A 16,827-nucleotide genomic window follows, 5' to 3' on the forward strand; every position below is an offset into this window, starting at 1 on the left:
CCACCGTGCGGATCCCCGCCCGGAAAGGTCTCCGAACCCGTGCCAGACGTCCTAGCGAACCCGATCGTCCTGATCCTGCTCGGCGCCGTGATCAGCCTGGTCACCAGCGTCGTCGTGACCGGCTTCCAGGCCCGTCTGCTGCGCCGGAACGATGTCCGCGAGGCCTCCCGGGCCTCGGCCCGCCGGCTCACCAGCACCTTCATCGCCGAACGCGACTCCTCCGACCCCACGGACGGTTTCCTCGCCGAGGCCGAGATGACGGTCATGTCGATGACCGAACGCAAGACGCGGGAGCGGCTCACCTCCATCCTGCGCCTCCTGCGCGAGCGTGCGATGCCCGAACTGGAGGAGCTGAGCGGTGTCCGGGCCGACCGGGCGCGCCTGCTGCTGTGCGAGCACGCCCTGGAGGTGCTGGGCGCCCACCTGCGTTCCGAGCGACTGCCCGAGACGCCCGCCGAGGTCAAGCAGATGCTGCGCGTGGAGGAGGAGGCGCTCAACATCCGCTCGGGTGACAAGGCGCTCCCGGTCGCCCCCGCCGAACCCATCACCAAGAGCCAGGTCACCCCGCGCCCCCGGCACACCGGGGCCAAGGCCCCGAGTGCTTCGGGTGCGTCCGGTGCCTCGGGTACCTCCGGGACCCCCCGCAAGAGCACCAAGACGACCGGCCGGAGCACCGCCAAGTCCGCGGCCAAGACCACCGCCGCGACCGACGAGCAGCCCGGCAAGGACAGCGCGTTCTGGGACGACTGATCCCGGCGCACGGATCGTTCGTACCGAACCCTCCCGACCCGCCGCCCGTGCCAAGGCTTGGTCAGGGAGGCGGGTCGGAAGTGCTCTTTGCGGGCATCGGTGAGAAAGTCGGGCATGCGAGCGTCGACCGACGGCGCATACCGGCGAAGGAATTGTGCGGCGCAATTGTGGTCACCAGCCCCGCGCTCGGACATCTTGAGCGCGCACTCCGCGAGAACTTCACCTAGGATCACCACCACAAGCGGGTTCCCCCGTCGACGGCCGTGCCCTCCCTTCGGCGCACCCTCGTCCCCCGAGGCCACCGCACGTCGCACCGCCACCGCCCATGGCATCCCGCGATCAGATCACGCGCGACCTCCACCCTCCCCGGACACGGACTCACGGCCCTCCCCTGGGGCCGACGTCCGACCGTTGGCACGTCCCGCCGTCCGAACTCACCGAGATTGCACGATGACCGCTGACGAGAACGTCTCCGCCACAGCAGGAGCGGACACCCTGCCGGAACCCGAGAAGGATCCGGCGCACACCACCGAACGGGCCGGGGAACCCCCCGACCCGGAACCGTCCGTGACGGAGTCCGGCGGTGGGGTCGACCCCACCGCCGAGACCGGACCCCGGCAGGACCCGGAGCCCGCGCCCGGTCCGGAACCCGCGCAAGGCCCGAAGCGCGCCGAGCCGGTCTGGCGGATCGGCCGCTCCGGCCGGCTGGAGCGGGTCGGGGACGCACCGGACGACGGCTACGACGAGGACGACGTGATGGCCCTCGTCAACGCCACCGCGACCACCGACGCGCGAGCCGGGAACGACGCCCCCGGGCTGAAGCACGCGTCCGGACCGAAGCACGCGTCCGAGAACGGCGGCACCGATGACGCGAAGGCCGACGCGTCCTCCTCGGCACAGGCGACCGGTCGGGCCGCCGGGCACGGGGAACCGGTCCCGCCCGCGGGGCCGGGCGGGCCCGGCGGGTCCGGCGGCGAAGGCCCTCCGGGCGCCCCCGTCCCGGCCGCCCCCGGGGGCGGAGGAGGGGACGGACGCCGCCGACGACGCCTGCGGCGGGCCGTGGCGTGGACCGCGGCCGGGCTGGCCGTGGTGCTGACCGCCGGGGTCGCCACCGCCTACGGCTACTATCACTCGCTGCGTTCCGGCATGGTGCGGCACGACCTGGAGGCCGCCCTCGACGAGGGCGAACGCCCGGAGAAGATCAACGACGCGGTCAACATCCTCTTCATGGGATCGGACGGGTACGAGGAGGGCAGCACCGCCTACAACAGCGAGTTCGAGGGCGAGCGTTCGGACTCGATCATGCTGGCGCACATCTCGCCGGACGACCGCGTCTCGGTGATCAGCTTCCCCAGGGACTCCCTGGTGGATCTGCCGCAGTGCGACCCCTACGGCACCGCGCAGGGGACCTACGGCTACTTCGGGATGATCAACGCCGCCATGTACCACGGCGGCCCGCCGTGCGTGGTCCGCACCATCGAAACGCTCACCGACATCCGTGTCGACCACTTCGTGCACCTGAGCTTCATGAGCTTCCGCGACGTGGTGGACGCCATCGGCGGAGTCGACATCTGCATCCCCGAACCGATCGAAGACGAACGCTCCAAGCTCGACCTGGACGCCGGGGAACAGACCCTCGACGGGGACCAGGCGCTGTCGTTCGTCCGGGCCCGTTACGAGATCGGCGACGGCGGCGACATCGGCCGGATCGACCGCCAGCAGATGTTCATGGCCGCGCTGGCCGACCAGGCCATGCGGGGCGAGGTCCTGGGCAACCCGAGCAGGCTGCACGGCATTCTGACGGCGGTGGCCCAGCACAGCGCGACCGACGAGCAGCTCACCCTGGACCGGATGCTGTCGATCGCGGTGTCGCTGTCCGACGTCGACCTGAGCGACATCGAGTTCCACACCGTGCCCTGGTACCAGGCGCCCTTCGACCCCAACCGCATCCTCTGGTACGAGGACCGGGCCGCGGAACTGTTCGAGGCGGTGCGCGAGGACCGGCCGCTGCCGTCGCTCGTGGCGGCCGACGACGCGCCCGTGCCGTTGGAGCCGCCGGGCGCCTCGCCGAGCGCGGTGGACTCCCCCAGTGCCGTGGCCTCGCCGTCGCCGGACCTTCCGGCCGCCCGCGCCGGCGAGGGGCGCGACGCCACCTCCGACCCGTGTTCCGACGGTCTGGGTTTCGGTACGAGCGACGAGTTCGAGTAGACGACGAGAAGCGGCCCCGGACGCCCATGGGCGTCCGGGGCCGCGGTGCGCCCGGGGCGGCGGTGATCCCGCTCCCGCGTCGTGCGCCGAGGAACCCCCACAGTCCTTCGGTGTCACCTGCGCGGACGGATCCCGCTCATCGCCCCGGACGGTGTGCGCCCGCCACGACCTGCGGGCGCACTATCCGGTGAGGCTTCAGACGAGGTCGCCGATCGGGGTGTCGGCCACGGTGGGCTCACCCAGGGCGGGCAGGCCGTTCACGCCGACCAGGTCGCCGCCGACGGAGTCGGTGGCGGGCAGGGTCGCGGGCAGGTCGGTCGGCGAGGCCAGGGCGAGCAGGTCGTTCGCACCGGCGTCCTCGACCAGCACGGAGGCGTCGTCCCCGAGGACCACGGCGGGCAGCTCCGACAGCGTGTCGTCGGGGGCGGCCTGGGGCAGCACGCCGTCGACCGGCAGGGTGCCGGCGATGGGAAGGTCGTCGGTGAGGTACAGCTCGGGCAGACCGCCGACGGGCGCGGCCTGGGGCAGGGTGACGGCGTCGGAGCCCAGGACCAGATCGGAGACGATGTCCGCGGCGCCGCCGCTGATGTCGGTGTTCTGGCCGGTGACGGGCAGGACCGGGCCGTTCATCGGGACGACCGCGCCCAGGTCGGCGGCGTCCAGGTCGGTCAACCCGGCACCGGCCTCGTGGGTGCCCTGGCCGACGGCCGCGCCCAGCTCGTTCACGGTGCCGTCGAGCTGCCCGACCGTGCCCTCCATGGACAGCGGGCTCTGGGCGGGGTGGCTCAGCGGCAGCGTGCCGCCGGTGTTCGGGCCGACCGCGTCGAGCAGGCCGAGCCCCCCGAGCCCGTCGAGCAGGCCCAGCCCACCGACCGCACCACCCAACGGGTCACTCTGCGGAACGGTCGGCGCGGACAACGGCAGCAGACCACCGGTACCCAGGCCGAGCCCCCCGAGCCCGTCGAGCAGGCCCAGCCCACCGACCGCACCACCCAACGGGTCACTCTGCGGAACGGTCGGCGCGGACAACGGCAGCAGACCACCGGTACCCAGGCCGAGCCCCCCGAGCCCGTCGAGCAGGCCCAGCCCACCGACCGCACCACCCAACGGGTCACTCTGCGGAACGGTCGGAACGTCCACGGGCAGGGATCCGGTGACCGCGTCCAGCCCGAGGTCGGTGCTGTTGCCGTCGAGGGCGACGGGGGCGTCGGCGGGCAGGGCGTCGGTGAGCGAGTCGGTCACGGGGGTGACGGCGCCGCTCTGGGGCACGGTGGGAACGCCCGCGGGCAGGGCGTCGGTGACCCCCGAGCCCTCGACGGCGTCGAACACGGGGGCGAGCTCGGACGTGGAGGCGCCCAGGGGCGAGCCGGTCACCGGGGCGGAGTTGTGCTGGACGTCGGGGGCCGCGGAGATGGTTCCGGGCTGCACCTTGGCCAGGTCGCCGACCGGAGAGCCGATGCCCTCGGTGAGGACGGCGGGCAACTGCCCGCCCAGGTCGTTCAGGGGAAGGCCGTCGGTGACACCGCCGAGGGTGTCGGCGCCGGCGATGCCGGAGCCGAAGGCGATGAATCCCGCCGCGCCGGCGGCCACCAGCAGGGTCTTGGCTGAAGTGCGGGCGGTGGTGTACATGAGTGTCCTTCCGAGGTGGCCGCGTGGTGCGGCTCGTGATGTGTCCTGTCGAGTGGGCGGTGGGCGGGTGTCGGTTCCCACCGCCCGGGGAGAGCCCCTCCCCTGGCCAAGAAGGAGGTGCTCGGTTTCTCAGTGATCGACCTGGCGGGCCGTCGACTGATGTGAACCTCGCGAGGACGCGCGGCTCACATCAATCCCCAGAAGGGTGCGGAGGAGATCACTCGACGTGAGGGACCATGGGCGTTCCGCGGCTGGGAAGGGTGTGCCAGGGATGGTCGACGTGCGACCGGGAACGCCGCTCTAGTCGGGCGAGAAGGTGGGCTCGTCGGCGTCCTCGGCCGGAACCGAGCGCAGGACGTGCCAGGCGGCCTGGACGAGGCCGGGAGCCGGGGCCGGAGCCCCGGAGGCGGGCAGGTAGCCCGCGAAGAACGCGCCGCCCTGGGTGACCCCGGAGGGGGTGGCCGAGGCGGCGGAGGTGGTGCCGCCGGTGACGCCGAGCGGAGCCGAGGCGACCGTGCCGCCGGCGTCGGCGGTCCGCACCGGGGTGTCGCCCTGGACGAAGGGCGGTACGGCGGTGACCTGGACGACCGGAACGTCCGGCGCGACCTCGGTGATCTCGGTGGCTCCGGTGTCGGTGACGCGTTCCGGCGCCGGGACGTCGTCCCGTTCTGCGGACGGCACGGTCTCCACGGCGGTGTCCGACGGGACGACCTCGGGCGATCCGGCGATCGGGACCTCCGCGATGGGCGCGGTGACGACCTGTCGCACGGCCTCGTCGAGGTGGCGGGCGACGTCCTCGGTTCCGGCGGGCGCCTGCGGCGTCGCGGCCGCGGACTCCTCCAGGACCGCCCTGGTCCGTTCGACCTCGGCGCCGACCGTGGAGACGGTCTCGGTCAGCGGTCGTCCGAGTTCGGCGACGGCCGCACCGTGGCGCGGATCGACGACCCCGACGGGTACCGTGACATCGGTGCCCGGTCCCTCCGCGGCCCCGGCCGACTCGGCGCCGGCCAGCCACAGGGCGCACAGCACGCCCGCCACCAGAGCGGCGAGCAGTAGTGCCCGACGCACCGGTGCGGGGCACACGACGGAGCGGGCGCCGTGAGCGCTCGCGATGCCGTGGGCTGTGAACACCGGGGTTCCTTCCACCGTGGACGGGGATCCGGGAGCGCGATGGGGGCCGGGCCTCCGGTGTCGTGGACACCTGGGCATCGCGGGCTCGTCGGGGGTCGGACGCGGGGTCTGGGAGACCCTTCCTACGTCGACTGACGGCGACGTTAGCATGAATTGGGGAGGCCGTGGTTCGATTCCGCGGCAATTCCCGCCCAGGTGAGATGGCGTCTGTACGGACAGATGTGGCAAACCGGGAAAAAAACAACGACAATTCATCTATATACGTCCGAGGAAAAGCACGCATTGCGAGACCGCCCGATCGGCTCTGCGGAGGTTGACCCAAACATGACCGAACTCCCCCAGAGTCCCCGGCTGTCCCCCGGCCACCTGGAAGACCTCCTCACCGATGCGCACGGCCGGCATCGGGACATGTCCGACCAGGCCAGAATGCGCTCCCTGCTCCAAGCGGTGCTCACCATCGGGGGCGACCTCGATCTGGCGACCGTGCTGCGCCGGCTCACCGAGATGGCCGCCCAACTGGTCGGCGCCCGTTACGCCGGGCTGGGGGTGATCGACGGGGACGGTGGTTTCAGTGAGTTCATCCCGGTGGGGATCGGCCGGGAACAGGCCGAACGGATCTCCCGGTTCCCCCACGGCAAAGGCGTCCTGGGCGCACCCCTGCACGACCGTTCCCCGTTGCGCCTGGCGGACCTGCGCGATCACCCCGATTTCGGGGGTTTTCCCGACGGGCACCCGCCCATGTCGAGTTTCCTCGGGGTGCCCATCCAGGTGCGGGACGAGATCTTCGGAAACCTGTACCTGACCGAGAAGGCCGACGGCGGCGAGTTCGACGAGGACGACGAGTCGGTCGTCCTCGCACTCGCCACGGCCGCGGGGGTGGCCATCGAGAACGCCCGCCTGTACGAGGAGGCGCGGCTGCGCGAACGGTGGTTGGCCGCCTCCACCGAGATCACCACGCGTCTGCTCTCCGGGGCCGCCACCGGAGAGGTACTGACCTACATGGCCGCGCAGGCGCGCGAGATCGGAGGCGCGGACACCGCCGTGATCCTGCTGCCGGACCCTCGTGCCCGGGACCACCTGTTCGCGGAGATCGCCGACGGCCCCATCGCGCAGGAGATCCTGGGCACCCCCGTGGAGATCCACGGAACCGGGTGCGGTCGGGTCTACGAGTCGGGAGAGCCGATGAGCATCCCCGACCTGCGGCTGGTCGACTGCCCGATGCTCACCCAGCGCGGTTACGGCCCGGGGCTGCTGGTGCCGTTGGGCACCCCCGGGAACACGCGGGGGGTCCTGCTGCTCGGGAAACTGTCGGAGCGGGCGCCGTTCCCCTCGACGGTACGCCGGATGCTGCACTCCTTCTCGGTCCAGGCGGGCATCGCGCTCGAACTGGCCGAGGCCCGTCAGGACACCGAACGGCTGGTGGTGCTGGAGGAGCGCGACCGGATCGCCAAGGACCTGCACGACGTGGTCATCCAGCGGTTGTTCGCGTCGGCGATGACGCTGATGAGCACGATGCGGCTGATCTCTTCCCAGGAGGCGGGAGAACGGGTGCAGCGCACCATAGACGAACTCGACGCCACGATCAGGGAGATCCGGTCGACGATCTTCGCGCTCCAGAACCCGCCGAGCCGGCAGGACACCTCGTTGCGCGGACGCATCCTCAAACTCGCCGAGAACACCGCCTACAGCCTGGGGTGCCACCCCGGGGTGAGCCTGGACGGGCCGATCGACGCCTCGGTACCGGACGAGGTCGGAGAGCAGTTGCTGGCGGTCCTCGGGGAGTCGCTCAGCAACGTCGCCCGACACGCGCGGGCCACGGAGGTGCACGTCTCGGTCACGGTGGAGGAGACCGCGACGACCGGTCGGCCCACCACGCTGACGCTCACCGTGACCGACAACGGGGTGGGGCTGCCCGAGGAGGGGCGGCGCAGCGGACTGCGCAACATGGACGAACGGGCCCGGGCGTTGGGCGGTGGTTTCTCCGCGCGGCGCGGGGAGACCGGCGGCACGGTGCTCACCTGGAAGGTGCCGGTGCCCGACGACGGGACACCGCCGTTCGACACGTTCCATTGACGGTCGAAGGCCGTCCGCGGAGGGCCGTGGGGACGACGGGCGGACGAGGAGGCCGCACCGGCGGCGACCGTGCCTCGAACCCGACCCCCGTTCTCCGGGAGCCCGATCGCGGTAGCGCCGCAGGCCGCGGCCTCCCGTGGGGGCGGCGGGCGGGCGCACGACTCAGTAGCGACGGCCCCGCAGCTCGGCGACCAGGACGGCGGCCTGGGTGCGACGCTTGAGGTCGAGCTTGGACAGCAGGGCCGACACGTAGTTCTTGACGGTCTTCTCCGCCAGATAGAGGCGTTCGCCGATCTGACGATTGGTCATGCCCTCGCCGATGAGGTCGAGGATCTGGCGCTCCTGCGGAGTGAGCTCGGCCAACGGGTCGGGTTCGGCCTGGGCGCCGCGCAGCCGCTCCATCATGGCGCCGGTGCTGCCGGAGTCGAGCAGGGAGCCGCCGGAGGCGACGGTGCGCACGGCGCCCACGAGGTCGGCGCCGTGGATCTGCTTGAGCACGTACCCCGCGGCCCCGGCCATGACGGCGTCGTACAGGGCGTCCTCGTCGGCGAACGAGGTGAGCATGAGGCAGGCGATCTCGGGGTGGTCGGAGCGGATCTCCCGGCACACCTGGACGCCCGAACCGCCGGGCAGGCGCACGTCGAGGACGGCGACGTCGGGTACCACGACGGGGATGCGGGCCAACGCCTGTTCGGCGGTGCCGGCCTCACCGACGACGGTCATGTCCTCCTCGGTCTCCAGCAGGGCCGCGACCCCGCGTCGGACCACCTCGTGGTCGTCCACGAGGAACACCCTGATCGGCTTCCGAGCGTTCTCGGGTGCACCGCCCGTCATCCCGTTCATCCTCATTCCTGTGCCATCCCCGCATCACCGCGCCTCGGACACGTCTCCGGGATAGACGGTAGTACGTACGCGGGGCCACGCGGGGGCCTTATGACACAGAACTCCTCCGACAAAGGTCCTGCACGCGGACATATCACCCAAGATGAGGGCGAAAACTCCGAAGCGGTCCGGTCTCAGGGGCGGCGCTCCGACCACGGTCGCGCGAGTTCCAGCGCGCGACAGGCCGCCAGGACCCGGGCGTCCGCGTGACGCGGACCCACCACCTGGAGCCCCACCGGCAGTCCCGCCGACGTGAACCCGCACGGCACGCTCGCCGCCGGTTGCTGGGTCATGTTGAACGGGTGGCTGAACCCCGCCCACGCCGTCCACCGCTCCCCCGCGAGTTCCGGCGGGCACTCCCGACCGGCCTCGAACGCCGGGAACGGGGTCGCCGGGGTGAGCAGCAGGTCGTGCTCCGTGTGGAAGCGTCCCATCCGGGCGCCCATCTCCATGCGCGACGCCATCGCGGTCAGGTAGTCCTGCGCCGAGAAGGCGAGCCCCTCCTCGATGATCTCCCGCAGCCCCGGGTCCAGCAGCTCGCGGTCGGGGCCGGTGACGCGCTCGGTGGCCTTGGCCGCGCCCGCGTACCACAGCACGTGGAACTCCCACCGGGCGTCGGGCAGCCCCGGGTCGGCCTCCACCACGTGCGCGCCCAGGTCGGACAGGACGTCGGCGGCCGCGAGGACCGCCGCCGTCACCTCCGGATCGACGGCGAGCCCGCCCAGGGTGGGGGCCAGCGCGATCCGCGTCCCCCGGACCAGGTCCCCGGGTTCGGTGCGCAGGCGCACATCGCCCAGGCCCGGCCCCGGCGGGGCCAGCGCGGCCCAGTCCCGGTGGTCGGATCCGGTCATGACCTCCAGCATGAGAGCGGTGTCGCCGACGGTACGGGTCATCGGCCCGGTGTGGGCGAGCGAGCCGAAGGGACTGGCCGGATAGTGCGGGACCAGCCCCCAGGTCGGCTTGATCCCGACGACTCCGCTGAAGGACGCGGGGATGCGGATGGAGCCGCCGCCGTCGGTCCCCGTGGCCATCGGGACCATTCCGGCGGCCACGGCGGCCGCCGAACCGCCGCTGGACCCGCCCGGGGTGGTCGCCGGGTCCCACGGGTTGCGGGTGACTCCGGTGAGAGGGGAGTCGGTGACGGCCTTCCAGGCCAGTTCGGGGGTGGTGGTCTTGCCCACGAAGATCGCGCCGGCCTCCCGGAGCCGGGCCACGGCGGGGGAGTCCTCCTCCCAGGGACCTTCCGACGGCGTGGTCAGGGAACCCTTGAGGGTGGGGTGACCGCGCAGCAGGTGCACGTCCTTGACCGCGACGGGGACCCCGTCCAGCGGGCCGACCGGCGCGCCGCGCTCCCAACGCTCGGCGGAGGCCCTGGCGGCGGCGCGCGCCTCGTCGGCCAGGACCAGGCAGAAGGCGTTGAGGCCGGGATCATCGCGGTCGATGCGGGCCAGCGCCGCGTCGACCGCGGTCACCGGGGAATTCTCCCCGGTGGCGTAGTCGGCCAGCAGACGCTCGGCGGAGACGTCGGTCGCGGTGGCGGGAACGGGTGCGCGTCCGTCGGTCTCGGCCCGGTCGGAACGTAGCGTCACTTCGGCCTCCCATAGGGGGTTCAGCCGGGGACGTAACCCCGGCGCTTGTCGACGACGTTGCGCGGTTCGCGCCCGTCCAGGTAATGGGAGAGCTCGTCCAGGAACAGGTCGACCAGTTCCTCACGCCAGCCGACGACGTCGCCGGACATGTGGGGGGAGACCACGGATCCCGGCCGGCTCCAGAGCGGACTGAAGGCCTTGAGGGGTTCACGCTCGAACACGTCGAGCGCGGCTCCGGCGATGACGCCGGAATCCAGGGCGGCGACCAGGTCGGCCTGGTCGACGATGGGCCCGCGGGCCACGTTGATGAGACGGGCGGTCGGTTTCATCAGGTCGAGGAAGTGCCGGTCGACCAGGCCGCGCGTGTCGTCGGTGAGCGGGGCGGCGATGATGACGTGGTCGGCCTCGGGGAGTTCTCCGAACAGGGTCGGCTCACCTCGGGGACCGCGTTCGGCGATGTCGGAGAGCACGACGGCGCCGAAGTCGGGATCGCCGTCGCGGGCGTGACTGCCCGACGCGCGCACCTCCATGCCCACGGCGGTGAGCAGGCGACCGATCCGTCGGGCGATGGGGCCGGTGCCGACGATGAGGGCGCGCTTGCCCCCGACCCGTTCGGTCTCGCGGTGCTCCCAGCGGTGTTCTCGCTGGTAATCCCAGGTGCGGTGGAAGTCCTTGGCGTAGGCGATGATCAGGCCCAGGACGTATTCGGCGATGGGCTGCTCGAAGACGCCGCGCGAGTTGGTGACCACGACGTCGGATTCCACCAGGGCCGGGAACATGAGGTTGTCCACCCCGGCGGTGGCGGCGTGTACCCAGGTGAGGGCGTCGGCCTTGGGCCAGGCGGCGGCCAGGGCCTCGGAGAAGAGGTCCCAGACGAAGAGCACGTGGGTCCCGGGCAGTTTGGCGGCCAGGTCGTCGGCGGTGGCGTACACGACCCGGCCCAGAGCCGGGTGGTCGTCGATCCGTTCACGGCCGGGCGGCAGGTCGCCCGCACCGTGCAGGATCAGCAGCCGGGGGCGGTCGGGCGGGGACGGGACGGCACTGTTCACTGGGCTCGCGCTCTCCGGTCGGCGTCGTCTGTCGGCAACGCTAGGGAGCCGACATGGGATTGTCAACAATCGACAAACAGGCGCTTCCGGGACGAGCGGGGCGCCGGGGGCACGCCTCGGTGGTGCGGCTTGTCTCGAAGAACGACTTGATCGTAAGATTGTCGACAATCAACAGTCCGCCGGGGCGCGCGCGTCCCGGCGCGGAATCATCCGCGCGACCGCACCGTTGGACCGGACCGCCCGCGCCGACAGCACTCGTCCCGTGGTCTCCGGGCCTGTGAGGAGAGCCATGACCCGCGTCGGGTTCCTGTATCCCGGTTCCAGCGCCGAGGACGACTACAAGGCCTTCGAGGAGCTCCTCGGCAAGGACGTCGAACTCCCCGTCGTGCACACCCCGCTGCGTGACGACCGGCCTCGCCTGGACACCCTGCTCGAAGCCGGCAGCGAGGAGTCCCTCGTCAAGGGCGCCCAGAAGATGGCCGCGCTGAACGTGGAGGCCGTCGTCCAGGCGTGCGCCGGCAGCGGCTTCGTGCACGGCTGGAAGGGGGCCCGCCGCCAGGTGGAGTGGGTCCGGAACACCACGGGGACCCCGGCGTCGAGCACCTCGTGCGCGTTCGTGCACGCGCTGGCCCGGCTGCGGCTGCCGAGGGTGGCGATCGCCGCCACCTACCCCGACGAGATCTCCCAGCGGCTGGTGGAGTTCCTCTCCGAGGCCGGGGTGACCGTCGTGTCCGTGGCCGGCCACGGCGTCACCACCGCCGCGGAGGTCGCCCACCTCGACCCGGACGAGGTGCTCGACTTCGTCATCTCCAACGATCACCCGCGCGCCGAGGCCGTGCTCGTCCCGGACACCGCCCTGCACAGCGCCCACCTCATCGACCCCATGGAGGCCCTGCTCGGCAAGACCGTGCTCACCGCCAACCAGGTGAGCGTGTGGGAGGGGCTGCGACTGGCCGGGCGCACCGCGCCGCGGGCGGGCGGTCCGGGCATGCTGTTCCGTGTCGGATCGGCCGCCGTCACGAGCGTGCTGCCGCCCGGTTGACCTCGACGCCCCCGCAGGTACCCCACCACACCGACAGGAAGACGCCCATGCCCGCCCACGGTCGACTCACACCCGTCCCCCGCAGATCCACCGCCGAGCTCATCGCCGAGCAGCTGCGTTCGGCGATCATGTACGGCTCCCTCGCCCCGGGCGACCAGCTCGGCGAGGCGGACCTGGCCGGACGGCTGGGGGTGAGCCGCGGTCCGCTGCGCGAGGCCATGCAGCGCCTCGTCCAAGAGGGCCTGTTGCGCAGCGAACGCCACCGAGGACTGTTCGTGCGCGAGCTGACCCCCGCCGACGTGCGCGACATCTACGTGGCCAGGCTCGCCGTGGAACGCGCCGCGTGCGAGCTGATCATGCGCGGCAACCGGGGTGAGGCCGTCGCCCGGCTGACCCCGGCCGTGCACCTGCTGGCGGAGGCCGCCGCCTCCGGCGACCGGAGCGCCATGAGCGACGCCGACCAGGAGTTCCACCGGACCCTCGTCAGCTGCGCGGGCAACACCCGGCTGGAGCGCATGGCGCAGACCCTCCTGGTGGAGACGCGGATGTGCCTCACCGTGATGCAGACGGTCTACCCCGAACCCGCCGAACTGCTGGAGGAGCACCGCCGCATCCTCGACGCCATAGCCGACGGTGCCGAGGGCCGGTTGCTGGAGCTCATCGAGGCGCACATGAACGACACCGTCGAGCGCGTCAACGGGCAGGTCCCCGTCGAGCCCCCCGCCCCCTGAACCCTCACTCGACCAGGTCGTCCGGCATGGCGCGCGGCGGCCCTCCCGGCCGGTTCGGTGAGGGACTCCGGCGATCCGTCGCGCGTCTCGGCGACGCCGAGAACGGCGGGGATCTTCGCGCCCCTGCTCCGCACACGAGAAGTCGCACGGTCTCTTCGGGCGGCGAAGATCCCCGGAAGGGGGATCACAGGCCGCCGATGCCGACGTACTTGGTCTCCAGGAACTCGTCGATGCCCACACGGCCGCCCTCGCGGCCCAGGCCGGACTGCTTGACCCCGCCGAACGGCGCCGCCGGGTTGGAGACCACGCCCTGGTTGAGGCCGACCATGCCCGTCTCCAGGTTCTCGCTCACCCTCATGGCCCGGTTGAGGTCACGGGTGTAGAGGTAGCTCACCAGACCGAACTCGGTGTCGTTGGCGGCGTGGACGGCCTCCTCCTCGGTGTCGAAGGTCAGTACCGGGGCGACCGGGCCGAAGATCTCGGTGGAGGACAGTTCGCTGGCGAACGGCACGTTCGCCAGCACCGTCGGCCGGTAGAAGTGGCCCGGACCGTCGCCGGGACCGCCGCCGACCAGGACGGTGGCTCCGCGTTCGACCGCGTCGTCCACCAGGTGCTGCACCTTCTGGCGGGCCTTGTCGTCGATGAGCGGACCCACGTCCACCCCCTCGTCCAGGCCGCGCCCCAGCCGCAGGGCCCCCATGCGCTCGCTCAGCCGGTGGGAGAACTCCTCGGCGATGCCCGCCTGGGCGTAGATGCGGTTGGCGGCCGTGCAGGCCTCGCCGATGTTGCGCATCTTCGCGAGCATCGCACCGTCGACCGCCGCGTCCAGGTCGGCGTCGTCGAACACCAGGAAGGGCGCGTTGCCGCCCAGTTCCATGGACGTGCGCAGCACCTGGCCCGCGCTCTGCTCCAGCAGACGGCGCCCCACCCCCGTGGAACCGGTGAAGGACAGCTTGCGAATGCGACCGTCGCTCAGCAGGGGTTCGGTGACCGCGCCCGGATCGGTGGTGGGGATGACGCTCAGCACGCCCTCGGGCAGGCCCGCCTCGGCCAGGATCCCCGCCAGGGCCAGCGCCGACAGCGGCGTCTGGTGGGCGGGCTTGAGGATCATGGTGCATCCGGCGGCGATGGCCGGGCCGATCTTGCGGGTGCCCATCGCCATGGGGAAGTTCCACGGGGTGATGAGCATGCAGGGCCCCACCGCCTGGCGCATGATGAGGAACCGGGACCTGCCGTCGGGCGAGGTGGCGAACCCGCCCTCGATCCGCACCGCCTCCTCGGAGAACCAGCGCAGGAACTCGGCGGCGTAGGCGATCTCGCCGCGCGCCTCCGCCAGCGGCTTGCCCATCTCCAGGGTCATGAGGACGGCCAGGTCCTCCTGGCGCTCCATGAGCAGTTCGTAGCCCCGGCGCAGGATCTCCCCACGCTCCCGGGGGGCGGTGCGCGCCCAGGACGGTTGGGCCCGGTGCGCGGCCTCCAAGGCGGTGAGCGCGTCCCCCTTGCCCGCGTCGGCGACCTCGCAGAGCACTTCGCGGGTGGAGGGGTCCTCCACCTCGAAGACGGCGCCCGACGCGGCGTCGCGCCACGTTCCGCCCACGAACAGTCGCTTGTCCACCTGTGCGACGACCCGTGCTTCCTGATCCGACATGTTCACCGCTCCCGGTCGAGACATCGTTGGGGTCAGACCTGCCCGGCGTGCGTCCCCTGGACACCGCCACGGGACGGATGTTTCCATAGCCGTGTCGATTGTCAACAATCCTACGGACATGCGCGACAACGAATCGAGGCATCGTATGGCGGAGCTCTCCCCTGTCCTCAAGCAGGCCACCCCGGTGGTCGCGGCACGAGGCGAGGGCGCCTACATCCACGACGAGGACGGCCGCCGCTATCTCGACTTCACCGCCGGTATCGGCGTCACGAGCACCGGCCACTGCCACCCCCGGGTGGTGGCCGCGGCTCAGGAACAGGTGGCCACGCTCGTCCACGGCCAGTACACCACCGTGATGCACCGCCCGCTGCTGCGGCTCACCGAACGCCTCGGCGAGGTCCTGCCCGCCGGGCTGGACCGGCTGTTCTACGTCAACTCCGGCAGCGAGGCCGTGGAGGCCGCACTGCGGCTGGCACGCCAGGCCACCGGTCGGCAGAACGCGATCGTGTTCCAGGGGTCGTTCCACGGCCGGACCATGGGCGCGGCATCGCTCACCACCTCCGGAAGCAAGATCCGAGCGGGCATCGGGCCGTTGATGCCGGGCGTGGTGGTCGCCCCGTTCCCGTACGCCTACCGACTGGGGATGCCGGAGGAGGAGGCCGTCGCGTACGCGCTGCGCGAGTTCGACGAACTGCTCATCACGGTGACCTCCCCCAAGGACGTCGCGGCGGTCTTCATCGAACCGGTCCTCGGCGAGGGCGGTTACGTGCCCGCACCGGACGCCTTCCTGCACGGTCTGCGCGAACGCGCCGACGCACACGGGTTCCTGCTGGTCGCCGACGAGGTGCAGACCGGGTTCGGGCGCACCGGGACGTTCTGGGGGCATGAGCCCTCGGGGATCACCCCCGACATCGTCATCACCGCCAAAGGCCTGGCCAGTGGGTTCCCGCTGTCCGCGATCGCCGCGCCCGAGGCGATCATGGCCAAGGCGTGGCCGGGATCCCAGGGCGGGACCTACGGCGGCAACGCCGTCTCGTGCGCGGCCGCCCTGGCCACCCTCGACGTGATCCAGGAGGAAGGACTCGTGGGCAACGCCGCGCGCATGGGAGACCGGCTCCGTCAGGGGCTGGAGAAGGTCGCCGCGGCCTCTCCCCTCATCGGGGACGTGCGCGGTCGGGGGCTCATGCTCGCCAGCGAGTTCACCACCGACGGGCGGCCGGACGGCGCGGCGGCGCTGCGCGCCCAGCAGGCGGCGGTCCGCCACGGGCTGCTCCTGCTGACCTGCGGCCCGGTCGGGAACGTGGTGCGGATGATCCCGCCGCTCATCGTCACCGGGGAACAGGTCGACGCGGCGCTCACCGCGTGGGAGGCGTCGGTGGCCGAGGCCGGCTAACCGGCGGCGATCGCGAGGTCGGCGAGCACGTGGACGCCCACCCCGAGCGGGATCAGCGCGGCGAGCACCGCCAGCGCCCGCGCGCGACCCTTCCATCCGTCCCCGAGCAGGAGGGGGACGGCCGGGCCCAGCAGAGTCTGGACCCAGGCCGTCCCCATCATGTGCGTGAAGTGCTCGTGGTTCACGAGCTTGAAGACGCCCTCGGCGGCCAGGACCGCGCCGAGCAGGGCGATCGCGCCCGCCCGCCACCAACCGTCCCGTTTCCGCCACACGGCCCCGGCCAGCCCGAACAACGGACCGGACACCGCGCCGGCCGCCATCCAGACCAGCGGGGCCCACAGGTCCTGCGCGCCGAGCCACATCAACGAGGTACCGCCGTAGTAGCCGATCACCGCGCCCCACTGGGTGAGCAGACCGGCCACGGCGCATTCCCACGGACGCGCGGCGGCCCCCACCGCCCCGGCCACGAACGCGGCCGCCGCCCAGACCGCTCCGGAGTTGGCCGGCCAGGCCACGGCATCGGGCAGCAGGCCTTGGGCGAGGATGGTGGCGATCCCGATGATCAGCCCGCCGGTCCCGGCCAGGAGGAACAACGCCCACAGGGGGAAGGTCCGACCGGGGGTCTCCCGGTCCGACTCGGTTTCGACGCTCATGCACGACCTATCGTGTTCACGCCGGTCCCCGGTTCCGGGCCACGTCCGG

13 protein-coding genes are annotated in these 16,827 nt (G+C 72.0%); 6 read left to right on the top strand and 7 right to left on the bottom strand.

Going from position 1 to position 16,827, the window contains the following annotated elements; translation table 11 throughout:
* Positions 1 to 39: 39 nt before the first annotated feature.
* Together PWG71_RS21585 and PWG71_RS21590 are read left to right on the top strand one after the other, a co-directional pair.
* Entirely contained in the window at positions 40 to 750 is a 711-nt protein-coding gene (locus PWG71_RS21585; RefSeq protein WP_274811749.1) for a hypothetical protein, read from the top strand.
* 450 nt (positions 751 to 1,200) lie between these two features.
* Positions 1,201 to 2,958: an LCP family protein gene (locus PWG71_RS21590; RefSeq protein WP_274811750.1), complete on the top strand. Its 1,758-nt coding sequence runs from the start codon at positions 1,201 to 1,203 to the stop codon at positions 2,956 to 2,958.
* Positions 2,959 to 3,153: 195 nt separating this feature from the next.
* On the opposite strand, the gene PWG71_RS21595 is transcribed toward PWG71_RS21590, so the two are convergent.
* Positions 3,154 to 4,587, bottom strand: coding sequence for a hypothetical protein (locus PWG71_RS21595; protein WP_274811751.1), 1,434 nt, complete (start codon positions 4,585 to 4,587; stop codon positions 3,154 to 3,156).
* 300 nt (positions 4,588 to 4,887) lie between these two features.
* A complete protein-coding gene (locus tag PWG71_RS21600; protein WP_274811752.1) occupies positions 4,888 to 5,718 on the bottom strand; it encodes a hypothetical protein in 831 nt (276 codons plus the stop codon).
* 324 nt (positions 5,719 to 6,042) lie between these two features.
* Between PWG71_RS21600 and PWG71_RS21605 the strand changes: the two genes are divergently transcribed.
* Positions 6,043 to 7,791, top strand: coding sequence for a sensor histidine kinase (locus PWG71_RS21605; RefSeq protein ID WP_274811753.1), 1,749 nt, complete (start codon positions 6,043 to 6,045; stop codon positions 7,789 to 7,791).
* 162 nt (positions 7,792 to 7,953) lie between these two features.
* Here the strand turns inward: PWG71_RS21605 and PWG71_RS21610 are convergent, their stop codons facing one another.
* From PWG71_RS21610 to PWG71_RS21620, 3 genes are all read right to left on the bottom strand, one after another.
* Entirely contained in the window at positions 7,954 to 8,625 is a 672-nt protein-coding gene (locus PWG71_RS21610; RefSeq protein WP_274811754.1) for a response regulator, read from the bottom strand.
* 182 nt (positions 8,626 to 8,807) lie between these two features.
* A complete protein-coding gene (locus PWG71_RS21615; protein ID WP_274811755.1) occupies positions 8,808 to 10,262 on the bottom strand; it encodes an amidase in 1,455 nt (484 codons plus the stop codon).
* 20 nt (positions 10,263 to 10,282) lie between these two features.
* Positions 10,283 to 11,311 carry a D-2-hydroxyacid dehydrogenase gene (locus PWG71_RS21620; protein WP_274811756.1) on the bottom strand — a complete coding sequence of 343 codons (1,029 nt, stop codon included), beginning with the start codon at positions 11,309 to 11,311 and terminating at the stop codon, positions 10,283 to 10,285.
* A 289-nt stretch (positions 11,312 to 11,600) separates the two neighbouring features.
* Between PWG71_RS21620 and PWG71_RS21625 the strand changes: the two genes are divergently transcribed.
* Together PWG71_RS21625 and PWG71_RS21630 are read left to right on the top strand one after the other, a co-directional pair.
* Positions 11,601 to 12,353 (top strand): maleate cis-trans isomerase family protein, encoded by a 753-nt coding sequence (locus PWG71_RS21625; protein WP_274811757.1) that lies wholly within the window; start codon positions 11,601 to 11,603, stop codon positions 12,351 to 12,353.
* 47 nt (positions 12,354 to 12,400) lie between these two features.
* Positions 12,401 to 13,084 (top strand): GntR family transcriptional regulator, encoded by a 684-nt coding sequence (locus tag PWG71_RS21630; RefSeq protein ID WP_274811758.1) that lies wholly within the window; start codon positions 12,401 to 12,403, stop codon positions 13,082 to 13,084.
* A 184-nt stretch (positions 13,085 to 13,268) separates the two neighbouring features.
* Here PWG71_RS21630 and PWG71_RS21635 read toward each other — a convergent pair whose 3' ends face one another.
* The gene (locus PWG71_RS21635; protein WP_274811759.1) at positions 13,269 to 14,732 is read right to left on the bottom strand and encodes an NAD-dependent succinate-semialdehyde dehydrogenase; all 1,464 of its coding nucleotides are present in this window, start codon (positions 14,730 to 14,732) and stop codon (positions 13,269 to 13,271) included.
* Between the two features lie 145 nt (positions 14,733 to 14,877).
* Between PWG71_RS21635 and PWG71_RS21640 the strand changes: the two genes are divergently transcribed.
* The gene (locus tag PWG71_RS21640; RefSeq protein WP_274811779.1) at positions 14,878 to 16,125 is read left to right on the top strand and encodes an aspartate aminotransferase family protein; all 1,248 of its coding nucleotides are present in this window, start codon (positions 14,878 to 14,880) and stop codon (positions 16,123 to 16,125) included.
* On the opposite strand, the gene PWG71_RS21645 is transcribed toward PWG71_RS21640, so the two are convergent.
* Complete coding sequence (locus tag PWG71_RS21645) at positions 16,122 to 16,778, bottom strand: DUF6518 family protein (RefSeq protein ID WP_274811760.1); 657 nt, start codon at positions 16,776 to 16,778, stop codon at positions 16,122 to 16,124. The genes PWG71_RS21640 and PWG71_RS21645 overlap by 4 nt on opposite strands.
* Positions 16,779 to 16,827 lie beyond the last annotated feature (49 nt).

Origin of the sequence: Nocardiopsis sp. N85, assembly GCF_028882275.1 — a bacterium.
Taxonomy (GTDB): Bacteria; Actinomycetota; Actinomycetes; order Streptosporangiales; family Streptosporangiaceae; genus Nocardiopsis; species Nocardiopsis lambiniae.